This window comes from Comamonas guangdongensis (assembly GCF_041079535.1).
Lineage (GTDB): Bacteria > Pseudomonadota > Gammaproteobacteria > Burkholderiales > Burkholderiaceae_C > Comamonas > Comamonas guangdongensis.
In genome coordinates, this window is sequence record NZ_JBFYGN010000042.1 from 1 (window position 1) to 15716 (window position 15716).

The following is a 15716-nucleotide window of genomic DNA, read 5'->3' on the forward strand; positions in this document are numbered from 1 at the left end:
GATATCGATCTTGCCGAAGAGGCGCAGGAAATTCTCTATACCCAGAGCCACCACAATGACGCCGCCAAAGTGCCCCTACCCGTCCTCGAAGCGGCGGCTGACGGTGATCACCCCCTCGACCGATGCGGCGCTATCGAACCTGCCGGCGGCCCAGGCGGGATCGGGCTCGGGCATCTACAAAATGGCTTCGTCGCTCGGTGCGGCCTTCGGCGTGGCGATTTCCGCCGCCATTTTCACCGCTCTCAGCGGAGACAGCGCAAGCATGAACTGGCTGGAGGGCGTGATCACCTTCAGTGGCCGCCAAGACAACCTGGCCGTGCGGGAAGCCGCCATCGTGGCACTGGGCTTCAACGTACTGATGGTCGTAATAGCCATCTTCTCGATCGTGCTCACGGTGCCCAAGGGTGCCAGGGCGCAGGCCTGAATACCCAGCCGTCATTTCAAGCGCCGACTATTCCCTCAAGCCCGCTTTCTGCTGGACATATTTCAAACTTACTTCGTCACTTCTGGAGCTGCCATGAATGCTCTCGTCCAAGCTCTCGGCTCTGCCGAACTCGCCCTGATGACCGAACTTGAAGCGCTGTACAAAGACTTTCACCGGTATCCCGAGCTGTCGATGCAGGAAGTCCGCACCGCGAAAATCGTCGCCGACACGATGCAGGGCCTCGGTTACGAGGTGACGCGCAACGTCGGCGTGACCGGTGTGGTCTGCGTGATGAAGAACGGCATCGGCCCGACCGTGATGTTGCGTGCGGACATGGACGCACTGCCGATGGCCGAGAATTCCGGTTTGCCGTATGCTAGCACCGTGACGGCGCGCGATGCGGACGGTGTCGAGGTCGGTGTTGCGCATTCTTGCGGCCACGACATGCACGTGACCTGGATGATCGGCGCCGCGCGCATCCTGGCCGCGCACCGCACCGCCTGGCAAGGCACGCTGATGATCGTGTTCCAACCAGGCGAGGAAACCGCCGAGGGCGCGAACGCCATGGTGCGCGATTGGGGCGAAGGCCGTTTCCCGAAACCCGACATCATCCTCGGCCAGCATGTGATGGTCGGAGCGGCCGGCACAGTAAGCTACCGTCCCGGCGTCACGTTGTCGGCCGGAGACAGCCTGAAGATCAGGCTCTTCGGGCGCGGCTCGCACGGTTCGCAGCCGCAAACCTCGATCGATCCGGTCATCATGGCGGCAGCTACCACACTGCGACTGCAGACCATCGTTTCCAGGGAGATTGCGCCGACCGAGCCGGCAGTGCTGACGATAGGTTCGCTGCAAGCCGGCACTAAGGAAAACATCATCCCTGACGACGCCACCATCAAGCTGAACATGCGCACCTTCAGCGAGAACACGCGCGAGTACATGCTCAAGTCGATCCGCCGCATCTGCTGCGCCGAGTGCGATGCCTCTGGTGCCGAGCGGCCGCCCGAGTTCACCACCATCAACAGCTACCCGCTGACGGAAAACGACCTGGTCGCGACACAAAAAGTGGCGCAGGCATTCCAGCAGCAGTTTGGTGAAAACGCCTTGCTGGCGCCCAGCCCGGCGTCGGCCAGCGAAGATTTCAGCATTTTCGGCCGCACCTGGGGCGTGCCCTATGTGTTCTGGTTCGTCGGCAGTACCGACCCCGTCGCGTATGCCAAGGCCCAACAGGAAAAAGCCGTCAACAAAATCCCCAGCAATCACTCGCCGAAGTTCGCGCCGCAAATCCACCCGACGCTAGAGACCGGCTTGCAGGCCATGCTGTCCGCCGCTGCCGCGTGGCTGTGCCCCCGGGGCACCGAAGCCTGACGCAAACCCATGAACGTCCACGAATTGGCACTTGCTGGCCTGAACGACCACCGCCTGTTTACCACGCTCGATCTGGCCGGCACGTTCGCCTTTGCCATCAGCGGTGCCATCGCTGCCAGAGACCGCGGCCTCGACTGGTTTGGCGTCGCTGTCATAGCGTTCACGGTTGCCTGTGGCGGTGGTATGGTACGTGACCTGTGCATCGGCGCGGTGCCGCCGGCCGGACTGACCGATTGGCGCTATCTTGCCGTAGCCATGGTCGCGGCCTTGATGACGATAGCCGCCAACGGGCTGGTCGTGCGCTTGGCGCACCCGGTAATCCTCTTCGACTCCATCGGCCTGGGACTATTTGCCGTGACAGGCGCACAGAAGGCCATGATTTTTGGTCACAACGCTGAAGTTGCTGTGCTACTGGGCGTAGTCACTGCGGTGGGCGGCGGCTTGGCTCGTGACGTGTTGCTCAATCGGGTGCCAGTGATCCTTCAGCGTGAGATTTATGCGTCGGCTGCGTTGGTCGGCGCCGGTATCGAGGTACTTGGCGAGCGCCTAGGATGGTTGTCGAGCAGTCGGACCTGGGTTGCTTTAGTAGTGTGCTTTGCGCTTCGTTATCTATCGCTGCACTACAAGTGGAACCTGCCGCACTCGTCTAGGCGCGACGACAGCGGCACGGACTAGGTCTAACAGTAACCACAAAGCAGCCGCTGGCGCGTACCCGCAAACGACTGCCTAGGGTCGGCACCACCAGTTCGCAGCTTACGAAAGCTGTCGTTCCGGTTGTCTGGCGCGCTGCAATCCAGCGAGTTTCCGGTTTGAGGCTCTGGCCAGATCGCGGGTCAGCGTCTGGTATCGGCGGCAGCGGTCACAGGCTTGCCAAGGCTCAGCGGTCGCAACCAACCTGAAGCCGACAACCACGCGTGGTTAGCTCAGCTAAGCATTTCTTCGTGAAATGGTCAGTGGCAGTTGGTATGCGCAATCTATACGTCTGGAGTTTTCATTTTCATCAGGGGTGGAAATTGGCGCTTACAAACCTATGATTGATGCCAGAGCAGAGGCTCAGGCTCATAATGAGATCTTGAGAGCCGCCCATAAGTTCGGGCGTTCCATCAGGAAGAAATCGAGCGACTATCACCGCCGATGCCCTGTGAAAGCCAAGATGTACTGCCTCAAGGACAGGGCGAACGAGTGATGGCCTGCGGCTTCGCCGGCAGATCAAGGAGTTGCAGGGCTGTGTCTCCATCATCAGCAGGTGCATCAGTCCGGGCAGGTCTGCAACTGTGAGGGTGGCATAACGCCGCCTAGAGCAAGGAAAAACTCGACCTAAGGTTATGCAACAGCGCTTGGAGTTCTCATAACAAGCGAGTGCGAACCACCAGGCTGCCCGCACTCACTATATTTCACTCCGTGCTCAGAACGCGTGACGCAGGCCTATGCCAAAGCCCGTCTGGTTCACGCCCGGCAGCGGCGTTCCTCCGGCCTGAGCACCACTCGCTCCAAAAGCCGCATTGCCGCTGTTCTTCATATAGCCCAGCGAGGCATAGGCCGCCGTGCGCTTGGACAGGTTGTAGGTGCCGCGCAGTACCAGCAACTGACCCTTGTCCGCGTTGTCCTTGTACTTGAGCTGGTTGTACTGGGCATCCAGCGTCCACTGGCCCATGGGGTAGCTCACGCCCACAAACCACAGGTCGTTGCGCGGCGAGGCGATATAGCCGTCGTTCTTGCGGCGCATATAGCCGGCGCCGATCTTGGCGCTGCCAAGCTTGGCATAGCCGTTGAGCATGGTGCGCTTGTCGGCCTTGTCGCTGCTGGTCAGTCCCGCGAAAGCGCCGGGGCCGCCGCGCAGCTCGTCATGTGCCAGCGCTGCTCCCCAGGTCTCTGTGTCGTATTTGAGCATGGCCGACCACTCGCGGCAGGTCTTGGAGTCCGTGCTGCTTTCACCTGCACAGTTAGTGCCACCTGGGCTAGGGCCTGCATTGACGGCATCGCGGCCGAAGCTATAGGTCGCTCCAATGGTCAGGCCCGAGAACGTGCCCTTGTAGGAGATCGCATTGTCGGCACGTGCATTGGGAAAGTAGCTGTCCAAGTTCCCCATACTATGCAGGCTCGGGCCGATCACGTCGGCATCGAGCACGGACCAGAACAGCATGGTGTACTGGCGGCCCAGCCCCAGCGAGCCCCAGGGACCGTTGAGGCTGACGAAGGACTGGCGGCCGAAACCGCGGCCGCCCTGGTTGAGGGTGCCGGAGTCGGGGGCGATGCCCATCTCCAGCGTGAACGCGGCGCTCAGGCCCCCGCCCAGATCCTCGCGGCCGCGAAAGCCCAGGCGTGAAGGCACGCTGCCCGAAAGATTGGGCATGCGCGTGAGGGTGGAGCGGCTCGCCCCCACGTTGTTCATGGTTTCGATGGCCGTGTCTAGGATGCCGTAGATCTGTACGGACGATTGCGCCTGGGCGAGCCCTCCCAGGCCCATGAGCGCGATGGCGCCAGCTATTTTTCTCAACATTTCTTGTCTCCGTTTTATGAATCTTTGAATTTCGGGAAGTCTTCGAGCTTTGATATCTGTGGTGCAGTCCTCCTCTCCTATTCCTTCATCGGGTATCCACCTCCTGCCGTCGAACCGTGGACAGTTTTTCTAGGCGCAGCACTTCCCCGCAGTGCCACCAGCACAACTAATGCGTTTGTGTGGAAGATCTACAGAGATGAGCTCTGGCGGGAGCTATCGCAGCGCTCGGCATAGTGAGCCATTGAGTCGGCCGGGTAGGACCCTTTACGGATCAGCGAATAGCCGGCGTTGGATATCCGTGTGCGTCATGAACTGCTTTCTATTAGCACCTGTTTTTGACTATTTTTCATAATCAATTGCATGATGAATTTTGTTTATTTTTCATAAGCAATTCAAGAAAAAAGCAGCGCTTTTACTTGGTGCTTTCCCTTCAGGTGAAACGCTACCCCGTTCGCGAAACAGCGTCGCTATAGCGTGTCCCTCTTAGGGTTCGCAGGCTGCATTTCTAGACTTTGGCTCCGCATCGACTCGTACTTCATTGCGCTAAGTTCATGCTTAGCGCTCTCGCATGAATGAGCACCCAGCGGTTGGCTGCACCGAACTGTCAAATGCTCGGTGCTCTACCTCTCATCAAGGGTGATTGGATTTCGACTTGCAGATGAGATAGCGTGGGATCAAAGGATCCTCGAATCGTCCTCAGGCGAAAGTAACTCTTGGATTTGCCGCAACGTATGGAAACTGCGGCGACCCCAAGCTAGGTGGGGTTCTGTCAGGGCTTAGGCGAAGGAGAGTGACGACCGCAAGCTTCGTTAAGGAAGGGGTGACATCAGCCCCGAAACGCTTGAGCGCGCCTCCGTGAAGCAATCTTCGCAATCCTGGAGCAGCATAAGGCTGCTCTGCCGGCGGACCCCGAGGAGGCTCACGGGTGGCGAATTTCTCTCAAACGTATGGATGTTCGTGAGCTGAGAGTTGGCAAGCCAATAGACGATGGGCAATGGGTGACTCTTGAGGTTGCCAATCTGGAGCCTGAGTTGCAACAGGCAAGCGTTCGCGCAGGAGAGCGTTTGCAGTGGATGAACCGGCTGTCGGCTGTTCGGCTATGGGCTGCAGCGATATCCCGCCCCGACATGGTCTCCGATTCGAATCGAGCTGACAGTTTTGGCGCTCTCGTACCTACAAGGCAATAGCTCGCCAGCTGCGTGCGAGAAGCTGCTTGCGCATGTGAGGTCCGAACTGGAAAAAATCTTGCGGCCTTAGGACGAAGGCCGCCTGTTCTGATTGTGACGACCAGGCTTGAGGACTGCGGCAAGAAAGCCAGCATGTGGAAGAGGCCACTGAATGATCTACAGGAACAAAATCTGCCCATACGCCTGCCAACCAATCTCAAGCATCGAGGTTAGTTGCGAGCACATCGTTCCTGATGCACTCGGCGGGCCTGCAACTTTTGCCTTGGCTGCGGACAAAACGCATAACTCGGTTTACGGCGCATCCGTCGATATCCGCCTCATCCGATCTCCCCTTATGGGAATGATCGCTGCCAGGGCTGGTGTGGAAACCCGCAGTGGTCCCTCGACTTGGAAAACACAAGGGCATCTCGTGGCAGATGGCTCTCCTGTGGAATTGGTCGGCAGCAAGGATGCTGTGGCATTCCGCTTCCTAAAGCCCGTGGAAGTTGACCCGGTGACGCGACGAGTGCAAGCAATAAAGGGGTTCGGTGCTGACGTCGATAAGGAACTCGCCCGAGTCACAAAAGACCTAAAGCGAAAGGGTTGGGATCTGACACCCACGGGGCACGAGGTTCTCGACTCAAACGTGCGTGGGTCCTTCGAACACAACCTGAGTGAAGCCACCCAGGGGCTCACCAAGATTGCTTATCTGGCAACCGTATGGGCCGTGGGAGATCGGTTCATCAATACGGAAGCCGGCGCGCAATACCGTCGATGGCTTAGCGTAGAGCCCACAGTAAATGCTCTTGAAGCAGCTGAACTACGACCCCTTGGGGGATCCTTATTCAAGGCTCAAGGTACACCAACCCAGCATCACATTGCTTGTGTCGTCTCTGGTCAGACAGTGCTGACTGGCGTGAGACTTTTCAATGAACCCCTGTTCGAGATCGCCATCGCTGTCGAAGTCCCCGAATTACAGCTACCAGAAGATCATGGGCACCTAGTGATCATCGACGCGGTAGCCAAGACTTTCGAAGAACAGCTGCTCATCCCTTAGACCGTCCATCTACCTATGCCTTCCCGATGCTGACGAGCCAATTTTGGTGGCATATGGCGGGTTTTCAATATACTATTGAGACCTCAAAAAAGGCCTGTCCTCGACGTCTCTCGAGGGAACAGGCCTTGAGGCAGAGCTCATCTGTCCAACTTTTGGGGGTCAGTTCACCTGCGGGGATTTTTTATGTCTTTGGGCTGCGGCGTTTGCCCGGCAAGCGCCTGCAGCTCTGGAAATGGTGGTCAACGTCGCGACTGCGCCAGCAGGCTGCGGTCCCAGAGCACCACGCCCAGCGTGAGCAGGCCCAGCAGTCCGCCCATCAGGCTGGTGCCGCTCCAGCCATGCGCCAGCCAGGCCCAGGAGCCCAGGGCCGAGCCCAGCGAAGCACCGAGGAAGTAGGTCGTCATATACACGGCGTTGATGCGCGAGCGGGCATGGGGCGCGAGCGCATAGACCACGTTCTGGTTGCTGATGTGCAGCGCCTGTAGCGCGCCGTCCACCACCAGCAGACCCAGCAGAAACCACCAGATGCTGCCGCCGCCCAGCCACAGGCAGAACCAGCCCAGCAGCAGCAGAATCGCTCCGGCCAGGGTGCTGGACTGCTCCAGGCCCTTGTCGGCTAGGCGCCCGGCCACATTGGCCATCAGCGCGCCGGCGATGCCCACGATGCCGATCAGGCCGATCATCAGGTCGGAGAGCTCAAAGCCCGGGCCGGCCAGCAGCAGGGCCATGGTGGAAAACAGCACGCTCACCGTCGCGAAACCCGTGCCGCCGATCAGCGCGCGGCTGCGCAGGCGCGGGTGCTGGCGCAGCAGTTCGCCCAGGGACTTCATGACTTCGCCATAGCCCACGGGAGCGGCCGGCGCCGCCTTGGGCAGAGCGCGCGCCAGCAGCACGGCCATGACGGCGGTGCAGGCCGCGCCCACCCAGTACACGGTGCTCCAGCCACCGAGGTCGGACAGAATGCCGGCCACGCTGCGCGAGGCCAGGATGCCTATCAGCAGCCCGCTCATCACCAGGCCCACGGCGCGGCCGCTGGCGCCCGGGGCGGCAAAGCTGGCGGCCATGGGCACCAGCACCTGGGCCGCGACCGAGAACACCCCGGCCATCAGCGTGCCCGCGGCCAGCAGCGCAAAGCTGCCGGCCCTGCCGCTGAGGCCCGAGAGCAGCATGCCGCAGGCGGCGAGCAGCATGAGTATGAGCACCAGGCGGCGGCGCTCCAGCATATCGCCCAGCGGCACCAGGAACAGCAGGCCCAGGCCGTAGGAAACCTGGGCCATGGTCACGGTGCTCGAGGCCTGCGCTTCGCTGATCTGCAGGTGCAGGGCCATGGAGTGCAGCAGCGGCTGATTGAAGTAATTGGCTCCCGCGCAGAGGCCGCAGGCCGTGGCCATGAGCAGCAGGGTGGAGAGCGGAAGAATCGGGTGCGGGGCGGTCTGGGCTGTCATGAAGCGCGAGGGTTTCCGGGAAAAGGTCAGGCGACCACGGCGGTGCGGCTGGTCTGGGACTGCGCTGGCGCAGCGGGGGCGGCGACGGCGGCCGTGGCCTCCACTTCGATCAGCATGCCGGGCAGGGCCAGCTTGGGCACGGGAATCAACGTGCAGGCCGGAAAACGCGGCAGGGCATCGCCGGGCTCGCCGCTGCCCCAGTGCTGGCGCACGCTGCTTTGCCAGTGCTCGAAGCGCTCCAGGCTGTGGTCGACGATCAGCACGGTGAGCTTGGTCACATGGCCCATGTGGGCGCCGCCCGCGGCCAGGGCGGTCCGGACGTTGGCCAGGGCCTGCTCGGCCTGTTCGGCAAAGCTGTCGGGCAGCTCGGCCTGCGCATTCTCGCCGCCCTGGCCGGAGACAAACAGCCAGCGCAGCGGCTCCTGAACGGCGACCACATGGGTGTAGCCGTTGGGGCTGCAGTCATAGAGGCCTGCGGGCTGAAGGTATTGCTGCTGGGCGGTGGCTTGGGAGGTCGTGATGTGCATGGAGTGCATGAAAGTCTTTCTGGCAAACCCATAGGGCCGGGGCTTTTTGCGGGAAACTGTCTGGCATTGTTCAACCTCAACTAAGCTTGAGGTCAAGGGTTTTGTAAGACCTTCAGAAATTGTGGCCATGGCCTGCCGGTCACACGCCGGCAACAAGGATATGTATGGAATTGATAGCGCATGGTGAAGCGGTGGAAGATGCGGCCGGCAGGGCTGCAGGTTGTGGCAGGCAGGCAGCGGAGGCCGAGGCACTGCAGGAGCTGGGCGTGGGCGAGGTGGCCAGACGCAGTGGCGTGGCGGTGTCCACGCTGCACTTCTATGAAAAGCGCGGCCTGATCGCGAGTGCGCGCACCTCGGGCAACCAGCGCCGCTATCCGCGCGCCGTGCTGCGCCGCGTGGCCGTGATCAAGGTGGCGCAGCGCATGGGCGTGCCGCTGGCCGAGATTGCCGAGGCGCTGAGCCTGCTGCCGGCGGACGAAGTGCCCGGCAAGGCCGACTGGACGGCGCTGTCAGCCCAGTGGCGCAGCCAGCTCGATCAGCGCATTGCGGGGTTGATGCAGCTCAGGGACCAGCTGGACACCTGCATAGGCTGCGGCTGCCTGTCGCTCAAGGCCTGTCCGCTGCGCAACGAGGGCGACTATCTGGCCGAGGCCGGGCCGGGGCCGCATTTCGCGGCCGGCATGCCGGCTACTGGCGCGGCAGCGGAAGTAGTCGGGCCCAGCGCTTGAAGCACGGCCGCAGCTCGCTGACCACGGCTCCCAGCACGACCAGGCCGGCGCCCAGCAGGGCCAGTGCGGGCAGGAGTTCTCCGGCCAGGCGACCGACCAGGCCGCCCCAGATGGGCTCGCCCGCATAGATCAGCGTGGCCTTGGTGGGGGATACGGCTTTCTGCGCCCAGTTCATCGTGAGCTGTATGAGCACGCTGGCCGTGCCCAGGCCCAGGGCGCAGGCCAGCCAGACCCAGGAGAAGGCGGGCAAGGCTTCTCCGGCCACGGGCATGGCGGCGAACGAAAACAGGCCACCCACCAGCAACTGCACCACGGTCACGCGCTGCAGGTTCACCTGGCCCGCATATTTGCCGATGAGAATGATCTCGGCCGCGAACACCAGGGCCGCCAGCAGCGAGGCCAGCTCGCCAGCACCGACGGCCAGTCCCGCCAAGCCTTCCAGGCCGGCCAGCGGCTGCGGGCCGGTCAGCAGCACCAGGCCGGAGAAGGCCAGGGCAATGCCCAGCCAGCTCATGGGATGCGGTGCGTTGCGCAGCACCAGCCACTGCAGCAGCGGCACCGTGGGCACGTACAGCGCCGTGATGAAGGCCGACTGGCTGGCGCTGACGCTTTGCAGGCCATGGGTCTGCAGGCCGTAGCCCAGGAAGATCAACAGGCCGATGGCGGCACCGGCCTTGGCTTCCTGCCAGCTCAGCTCGCGCATGCTGCGGTGGAAGATCAGCAGGCACAGCAGTCCGGCGGTGGTGAAGCGAAAGCCGACGAAGAACAGCGGCCCGGCGTATTGCATCGCCGTGTGGACGACGAGAAACGTCGTGCCCCACAGCATGGTGACGCCGACGAGTGCGGCTTCCTGCAGGCTCAGGGGCAGGCGGGGGATCTTGAATGGGGGCAAGAGAGGCAGTCGGTTGAGGCCGGGCTTACTGGCGTGGAATCGGCAGCACGCGCGCGCGCATGCACATCGCACCCAGAAACGCGGTGAGCAGGCCCAGGCAGATGCAGAACACGATCAGCGCCCGGGTCAGGCCTATGGCGTCCGACAGCCAGCCCAGGCCCAGGATGGGAACAATCGTGCCCAGGTAGCCCACGATCAGATAGGTGGACAGCAGGCCCGTGCGGCTGGCCGGCTTGGAAACCTTGTTGACGATGGACATGCCCGCCAGATTGCACATGCCGTGGCCGGCCGCGGTGGCGACCACGCACAGCGCGAACAGCCAGGGCGAGCCCGCAAAGGTGTTGAGCAGCAGCAGCAGGTTGCAGGCCATCAGCGCGAAGAAGCCGCCTATGGCCACGCCCTTGGTCGCATAGGGGCGCGCGATCAGCTGCACGATGGCCGACAGGAACAGGATGATGCCTATGGACAGGCCCGAAACCGCGGGGCCGTGCCAGGGCACCATATGTTCCATGAAGCTGGGCGCCAGCGAGGCGAACAGGCTGAACATGCCGAAGGCCGAGAACGCGGCCATGCAGCCTAGCGCGTAATGGCGCACAAAAGGCTTGCGCGGCTGGGAGAGTGCGGGCTGCACGTCCTTGAACGAGAAGCGCGGCGCGGCAGTACCTGAAGGTGAGGGCTGCTCGGGCAGGCGTAGCTGGAACAGCGCATAGATGGCCAGCAGGCCCAGAGCCAGGGACGGCAGGTACGCCGTTGTCAAAGGTGCCGGCACCCATTGCGCCATCAGTCCGCCCACCACGGGGCCCAGGCCGAAGCCGAAGGCGATGGTGAGGCTGGTCGTGGCGGCCGCGCGCTGCAGATCGCCCTTGTTGTTGAGCCGGGTCATGCCCACCGAGGCCGAGGTGGTGATCATTCCCGAGGCGACGCCGATGATGAAGCGGCAGACCGAGAAGCTGGGCACGTCCCAGGCCAGGGCCGAACTGCCCACGCCCAGCGTCATCAGGATCAGGCCCGCACGCAGCACGGCCATGAAGCCGAAGCGATCCGTGAGCCGGCCCAGGAACAGCAGGCTGGCCAGCGCGCCGAACATATAGGCCACGAAGATCTGCGTGATGTGGCTGGGCTGCAGGCCCCAGGCCTGCTGGTAGATGGGGTATAGCGGGCTGGCCAGGGCCGTGCCCATGACGCCCACGCACATGGAAAAGCACACCCAGGGATAGGGCGTCCATTTGGTTTGCATGATGTGACCGAGATACAGAAGCCGCAGCGGCGAGGAAAAGGTTTTTGCCGCCTGCCTACAATGCATTAAAAATGACCTGTTGGTCAATTTTGTGAATTGTAGAAAAGCCTGCAAGGACATGGCCGCCATCGGCGCTGTGCCCATGGCGGCAGAACGGTGATGCCTGTGCAAAATATGCAAGATTCGCCGGCTTGCGACTCGGGCCGGCGCAAGCGCGGCCCGAGCCTGGACAAGACGGCCCAGACCCGCCGGCAGATCACGGAAGCCGCGCTGGCCGAGTTTGTGGAAACCGGCCTGGCGCGCAGCACCATGGAGCGCATCGCGCGCCGCGCCCGGGTGGCCAAGGGCACGCTGTATCTGTACTACCCCTCCAAGGACGAGCTGCTGCGCGGCGTGATCGAGCATGCGCTGCAGCATTCGGCGGCCTACCGGCCGCTGCGCCGCAGGGCCGGCGAGTCCGTCAAGGCGCTGCTGCGCCGCAGCCTGCTGCCCACCATGGATATGCTCGAAGGCAGCGAGCGCGGCGCGCTGGCGCAGCTGATCCTGAGCGAAGCCCGTCATGTGCCCGAGCTGGCGCGGCTGTACAAGGAGCTGGCGTTCGATCCCTGGCAGCAGCATGTGCAGGACCTGCTGCAGCTGGCCGTGGACGAGGGCGAGCTGCGGACGGACTCCGTCAGCCTCAGTGCCCAGTTGCTGGCCAGCCCCTTCTGGATGGGCATGGTGCACAACGGCCTGCTGGCGCCCGAAAAAAACCGGCAATTGCCGATACGGCCGCTGGTGGAACTGTTGATCGAAAACCTGTTTGCCGCCGCGGCGGGCCACAATGGTGGCGTGAGAAAAAGCTTGGAACCCCAGTCATGACAGCATGCAAAACCGCGGCCACGGCCTTGATCGTTCTCGCCATGGGCGCCACTGTGGCGGGCTGCAGCTCGGTCGGTGCCGGTGTGGGCGTCGGCGTTCCGGTGGGTCCGTTCTCGGTGGGCGTGGGCCTGGGCAGCGGCGGTCTCAGCGCCGGCGTGGGCACGGGCGTGGGTCCGCTGGGCGTTGGCGTGGGTGTGAACCAGCGCGGCCAGGTGCTGGGCACGGCCGGAGTGGGAGCCGCCACGGGCGTGGGCGGTGCCAGCGTGGGCGTCGGTGTGGGCACTTCGACCGTGCTGCACGATCCCAATCGAGCGCAGGTCGCGCCGTCCCAGGAGATTCCGGCTGCGGAGCCGGGAGCCGTGCAGTGGCGCGATGCCAGCGGCCAGACCGTGCCCGCCTGCCGGGCCGAGGGGCGCTGCTAAGCCTCGGCCTGAATCAGGCGTATAGCGGCTCCTGCTGCATGGCCTCTATCTGCTCGTGCAACATGTCCACCTGGCCCTGCCAGTAGTCCAGCGTGCCGAACCAGGGGAAGTTGATCGCAAAGATCGGGTCCTGCCAGCGTCGCGCCAGCCAGGCGCTGTAGTGCAGCAGGCGCAGGGTACGCAGCGGCTCGATCAAGGCCAGCTCGCGCCGGTCAAAGGGGCGGAACTGCTCATAGCCTTCGAGCAGGGCCGACAGCTGCTGGGTCTGCTGCGCGCGCTCGCCCGAGAGCAGCATCCACAGATCCTGCACGGCCGGGCCGCTGCGCGCGTCATCCAGGTCCACAAAATGCGGACCGCCATGGCCTTCGTCGTCCAGCGGCGTCCACAGAATATTGCCGGGGTGGCAGTCGCCATGCAGGCGGATCTGCATCGCGCTTTCCAGCCCGAAATGGCCGGCCTTGCTGAGCCCGTCTGCGGCAGGTGCTATCAGGTCGAGAGCCGTGGCGCAGGCCTGCTGCCAGCGGCTGCGCACTTCCAACGCCACCACATCGTGCTCCAGCAGATAGCGCATGGGCTCGATGCCAAAGCTCTGCCGATCCAGCGCCGGGCGGTGGACAAAAGCCTGGGCCGAGCCCGCGGTGTGGATGCGGGCCAGAAAGCGGCCTATCCACTCCAGCACCTCCCAGTCGTCGAGCTCGGGCCGGCGCCCGCCGCGCCAGGGGCTGATGCTGAACAGAAAGCCGCCATGTTCGTGCACGGTGCTCCCCTGCAGCCGCAGCGGAGCGACCACGGGAATTTCCCGGTCCGCGAGTTCCTGGGAGAACGCATGTTCTTCCTCGATCTGTGCGCGGCTCCAGCGGCCCGGGCGGTAGAACTTGGCCACCACCTTGTCGCCCTCGTCCTGGTGGGCGAGATAGACGCGGTTTTCATAGGAGCTCAGCGCCGTGAGCCGTCCATCGGGGGTCAGGCCCGCGGCATACAAGGCGTCCAGCACGCAGTCCGGCGTGAGGTCTGCGTAAGGATGGGTGGAGGCTTGCAAGTTGCTCATGCCTCCATTGTCATGCGCAAACCCCGGGCCCACGAGCAGATGGCATGGCTTTGACACAGGCGCAGGGCTTTTGATTCGATAGCTGAAAGCGCAGATCGTGTCTGGCTTGCAAGGCTGAAAGCCTGAAAATTCCGGATCTCGTGGCCGCGGCGCGGGAGCTGGCACACTGGCGGCCATGGATGCTAGCGACGAACTCTCACAGCCCTGCGAGGACCGCGATTTTGCCGAGTGGCATCGCAGCTGTCCCTGGTCTGCGGTCTGGGTGGTGATGCTCGAGGACCAGGCCGTGGCACGGGCCGTGGCCGAGGGGCGGCGTCGGCTGGGCGCAGCGCTGCTGCCGCGCTACGAGCGCCAGCCGCATATCAGCGTCGCCTACCGCGGTCTGTGCCAGGGCGGCATGGCCCACCCGGCGCAGGAATACGACCGACGGGCATTGGAGGACGATGTGGGCTTGCTGCAAGCCCTGGGGCAGCCGCCGTTTGCCCTGCAGATCGCGGGCGCGGGCAGCTTTACCACCGTGCCCTACCTGGCGGTGAGCGCAGGGAGTTCGGCCCTGCAGCGCCTGCACGGGGCGCTGGTGCCACAGCCACCGGCACCGGGTTGGCGCTATGTGCCCCATCTCACCCTGGGCCACTATGCGCGGCGCCTGCCGGTGCGCGAGGCGGTGGCCCGGATTGCGGACCTGGACCCGCCCGACTTCCGGGTCGCGCAGCTGGCGCTGGCCCGCTATGCGACGGCCGATATCGCGGGCGCGCTGACCGTCGAAGGCGTTTTCGACCTGGAAGCCGGCCGCTACACGCCGTCGCCCGCAGCCCTGTGGCGCGAGGTCGGGGCATAGGGCCGCGGCCCCGGTCTCAGGCGATGGTCAGCGTCACGTCGATATTGCCGCGCGTGGCATTGGAATAGGGGCAGACCTGGTGGGCGGTGTCCACCAGTTGCTGGGCTGCAGCCTTGTCCATGCCGGGCAGCTTGATCTGCATGCGCACCGCAATGCCGAAGACCTCGCCCACGGGGCCCAGGTCCACCTCGGCATCCACCGACAGATCGGCAGGCAGGGTCAGCTTCTGGCGCGCGGCCACGGCCTTCATGGCGCCGATGAAGCAGGCCGAATAGCCGGCCGCAAACAGCTGCTCGGGATTGCTGCCCTTGCCGGCGCCGCCGGGCGGAGTCAGCTGGATGTCCAGGCGGCCGTCATCGCTGCGCGAAGCGCCTTCGCGGCCGCCCGTGGTGTGGGCGCGGGCGGTGTAGAGAACTTTGTCTAGCTGTGCCATGGTGTCTTCCTTTGCGATAGTGCCCGGCAGTACGGGCGGGTGGAGAAAAGCGTCGTTCCGGTATCAGTCGGAGCCACTGCGGCGCGGCAGCAGCCGCTCGCGCAGTGCGCTGAGCTGGCCCGTGAGCGCCTGGAGTTCGGCCAGGCTGCACTGCGTGCTTTGCAGCAGGCAGGCGGGAATTTTTTCGGCCGCGGCGCGCAGGTCGCGGCCCGCGTCGGTGAGCGCGATGCGCACGCGGCGCTCGTCCTGGGCATCGCGCAGCCGCAGCAGCAGGCCCGCGGCTTCCAGCCGCTTGAGCAGCGGCGTCAGCGTGCCCGAATCCAGGTGCAGGCGCTCGCCCAGCTCCGAGACCGTGAGCCGGTCGCCTTCCCAGAGCACCAGCATGACCAGGTATTGCGGGTAGGTCAGGCCCAGCTCATCGAGCAAGGGCTTGTAGAGCTTGGTCATGGCCAGAGATGCCGAGTAAAGCGCGAAGCAGACCTGGTTGTCCAGCCGCAGCAGCTCGGAGGCATCGGGTGGAAGGGAATTGCTGGTAGGCATGGATGAATTATTGCTGGCAATTAAATTGTGCGCAATTTATATTTCAAAACCATGACATGGCCAGGGCTGGAATGTGAATGCGGCAAAGACCTGGCGCGAGGCAGCGGGCGCGGGCTTGGGTGCAGGCCATTGGCGTTGATGGCTGCGCGGCCCGGCCTAGGGTGTGTCATCTAATGTGATAGTTGCTGCGTTATCAGTAGCGTGATTCGTAGACATGCACTGACCGATGCCCA

Annotated in this window: 15 protein-coding genes and 1 pseudogene; 8 read left to right on the forward strand and 8 right to left on the reverse strand. The window is 63.6% G+C overall.

Going from position 1 to position 15716, the window contains the following annotated elements:
- The 3 genes and pseudogenes from AB6724_RS21050 to AB6724_RS21060 form a co-directional block, all read left to right on the forward strand.
- Window positions 1-424: pseudogene (locus AB6724_RS21050) on the forward strand (hypothetical protein); the annotation flags it as partial.
- 93 nt (window positions 425-517) lie between these two features.
- Window positions 518-1789, forward strand: coding sequence for a M20 family metallopeptidase (locus AB6724_RS21055; protein WP_369340497.1), 1272 nt, complete (start codon window positions 518-520; stop codon window positions 1787-1789).
- Window positions 1790-1798: 9 nt separating this feature from the next.
- Window positions 1799-2464, forward strand: a complete 666-nt coding sequence (locus AB6724_RS21060) for a trimeric intracellular cation channel family protein (RefSeq protein WP_369340498.1) — start codon at window positions 1799-1801, stop codon at window positions 2462-2464.
- A 730-nt stretch (window positions 2465-3194) separates the two neighbouring features.
- On the opposite strand, the gene AB6724_RS21065 is transcribed toward AB6724_RS21060, so the two are convergent.
- A complete protein-coding gene (locus AB6724_RS21065; RefSeq protein WP_369340499.1) occupies window positions 3195-4289 on the reverse strand; it encodes a porin in 1095 nt (364 codons plus the stop codon).
- 1338 nt (window positions 4290-5627) lie between these two features.
- Between AB6724_RS21065 and AB6724_RS21070 the strand changes: the two genes are divergently transcribed.
- On the forward strand, window positions 5628-6512 hold the full coding sequence (locus tag AB6724_RS21070) for a hypothetical protein (RefSeq protein ID WP_369340500.1): 885 nt from the start codon (window positions 5628-5630) through the stop codon (window positions 6510-6512).
- Window positions 6513-6751: 239 nt separating this feature from the next.
- On the opposite strand, the gene AB6724_RS21075 is transcribed toward AB6724_RS21070, so the two are convergent.
- Entirely contained in the window at window positions 6752-7957 is a 1206-nt protein-coding gene (locus AB6724_RS21075; protein ID WP_369340501.1) for an MFS transporter, read from the reverse strand.
- Window positions 7958-7983: 26 nt separating this feature from the next.
- A complete protein-coding gene (locus AB6724_RS21080; RefSeq protein WP_369340502.1) occupies window positions 7984-8493 on the reverse strand; it encodes a RidA family protein in 510 nt (169 codons plus the stop codon).
- Window positions 8494-8648: 155 nt separating this feature from the next.
- Here AB6724_RS21080 and soxR point away from each other — a divergent pair, with 155 nt between their 5' ends.
- A complete protein-coding gene (gene soxR / locus AB6724_RS21085; protein WP_369340503.1) occupies window positions 8649-9212 on the forward strand; it encodes a redox-sensitive transcriptional activator SoxR in 564 nt (187 codons plus the stop codon).
- Here soxR and AB6724_RS21090 read toward each other — a convergent pair.
- Together AB6724_RS21090 and AB6724_RS21095 are read right to left on the reverse strand one after the other, a co-directional pair.
- On the reverse strand, window positions 9172-10038 hold the full coding sequence (locus tag AB6724_RS21090; protein ID WP_439329911.1) for a DMT family transporter: 867 nt from the start codon (window positions 10036-10038) through the stop codon (window positions 9172-9174). The genes soxR and AB6724_RS21090 overlap by 41 nt on opposite strands.
- A gap of 91 nt (window positions 10039-10129) precedes the next feature.
- Window positions 10130-11341 carry an MFS transporter gene (locus AB6724_RS21095; protein ID WP_369340505.1) on the reverse strand — a complete coding sequence of 404 codons (1212 nt, stop codon included), beginning with the start codon at window positions 11339-11341 and terminating at the stop codon, window positions 10130-10132.
- Window positions 11342-11515: 174 nt separating this feature from the next.
- On the opposite strand from AB6724_RS21095, the gene AB6724_RS21100 reads away from it, so the two are divergent.
- Entirely contained in the window at window positions 11516-12202 is a 687-nt protein-coding gene (locus AB6724_RS21100; protein WP_369340510.1) for a TetR/AcrR family transcriptional regulator, read from the forward strand.
- Window positions 12199-12624: a hypothetical protein gene (locus AB6724_RS21105; protein ID WP_439329910.1), complete on the forward strand. Its 426-nt coding sequence runs from the start codon at window positions 12199-12201 to the stop codon at window positions 12622-12624. The genes AB6724_RS21100 and AB6724_RS21105 overlap by 4 nt, the downstream gene beginning before the upstream one ends.
- 13 nt (window positions 12625-12637) lie before the next feature.
- Here AB6724_RS21105 and AB6724_RS21110 read toward each other — a convergent pair whose 3' ends face one another.
- Window positions 12638-13672 (reverse strand): serine/threonine protein kinase, encoded by a 1035-nt coding sequence (locus AB6724_RS21110; protein WP_369340506.1) that lies wholly within the window; start codon window positions 13670-13672, stop codon window positions 12638-12640.
- Window positions 13673-13847: 175 nt separating this feature from the next.
- Between AB6724_RS21110 and AB6724_RS21115 the strand changes: the two genes are divergently transcribed.
- Window positions 13848-14510 carry a 2'-5' RNA ligase family protein gene (locus tag AB6724_RS21115; RefSeq protein WP_369340507.1) on the forward strand — a complete coding sequence of 221 codons (663 nt, stop codon included), beginning with the start codon at window positions 13848-13850 and terminating at the stop codon, window positions 14508-14510.
- A gap of 16 nt (window positions 14511-14526) precedes the next feature.
- On the opposite strand, the gene AB6724_RS21120 is transcribed toward AB6724_RS21115, so the two are convergent.
- Window positions 14527-14943 (reverse strand): organic hydroperoxide resistance protein, encoded by a 417-nt coding sequence (locus AB6724_RS21120; RefSeq protein ID WP_369340508.1) that lies wholly within the window; start codon window positions 14941-14943, stop codon window positions 14527-14529.
- A gap of 63 nt (window positions 14944-15006) precedes the next feature.
- Complete coding sequence (locus AB6724_RS21125) at window positions 15007-15483, reverse strand: MarR family winged helix-turn-helix transcriptional regulator (RefSeq protein WP_369340509.1); 477 nt, start codon at window positions 15481-15483, stop codon at window positions 15007-15009.
- Window positions 15484-15716 lie beyond the last annotated feature (233 nt).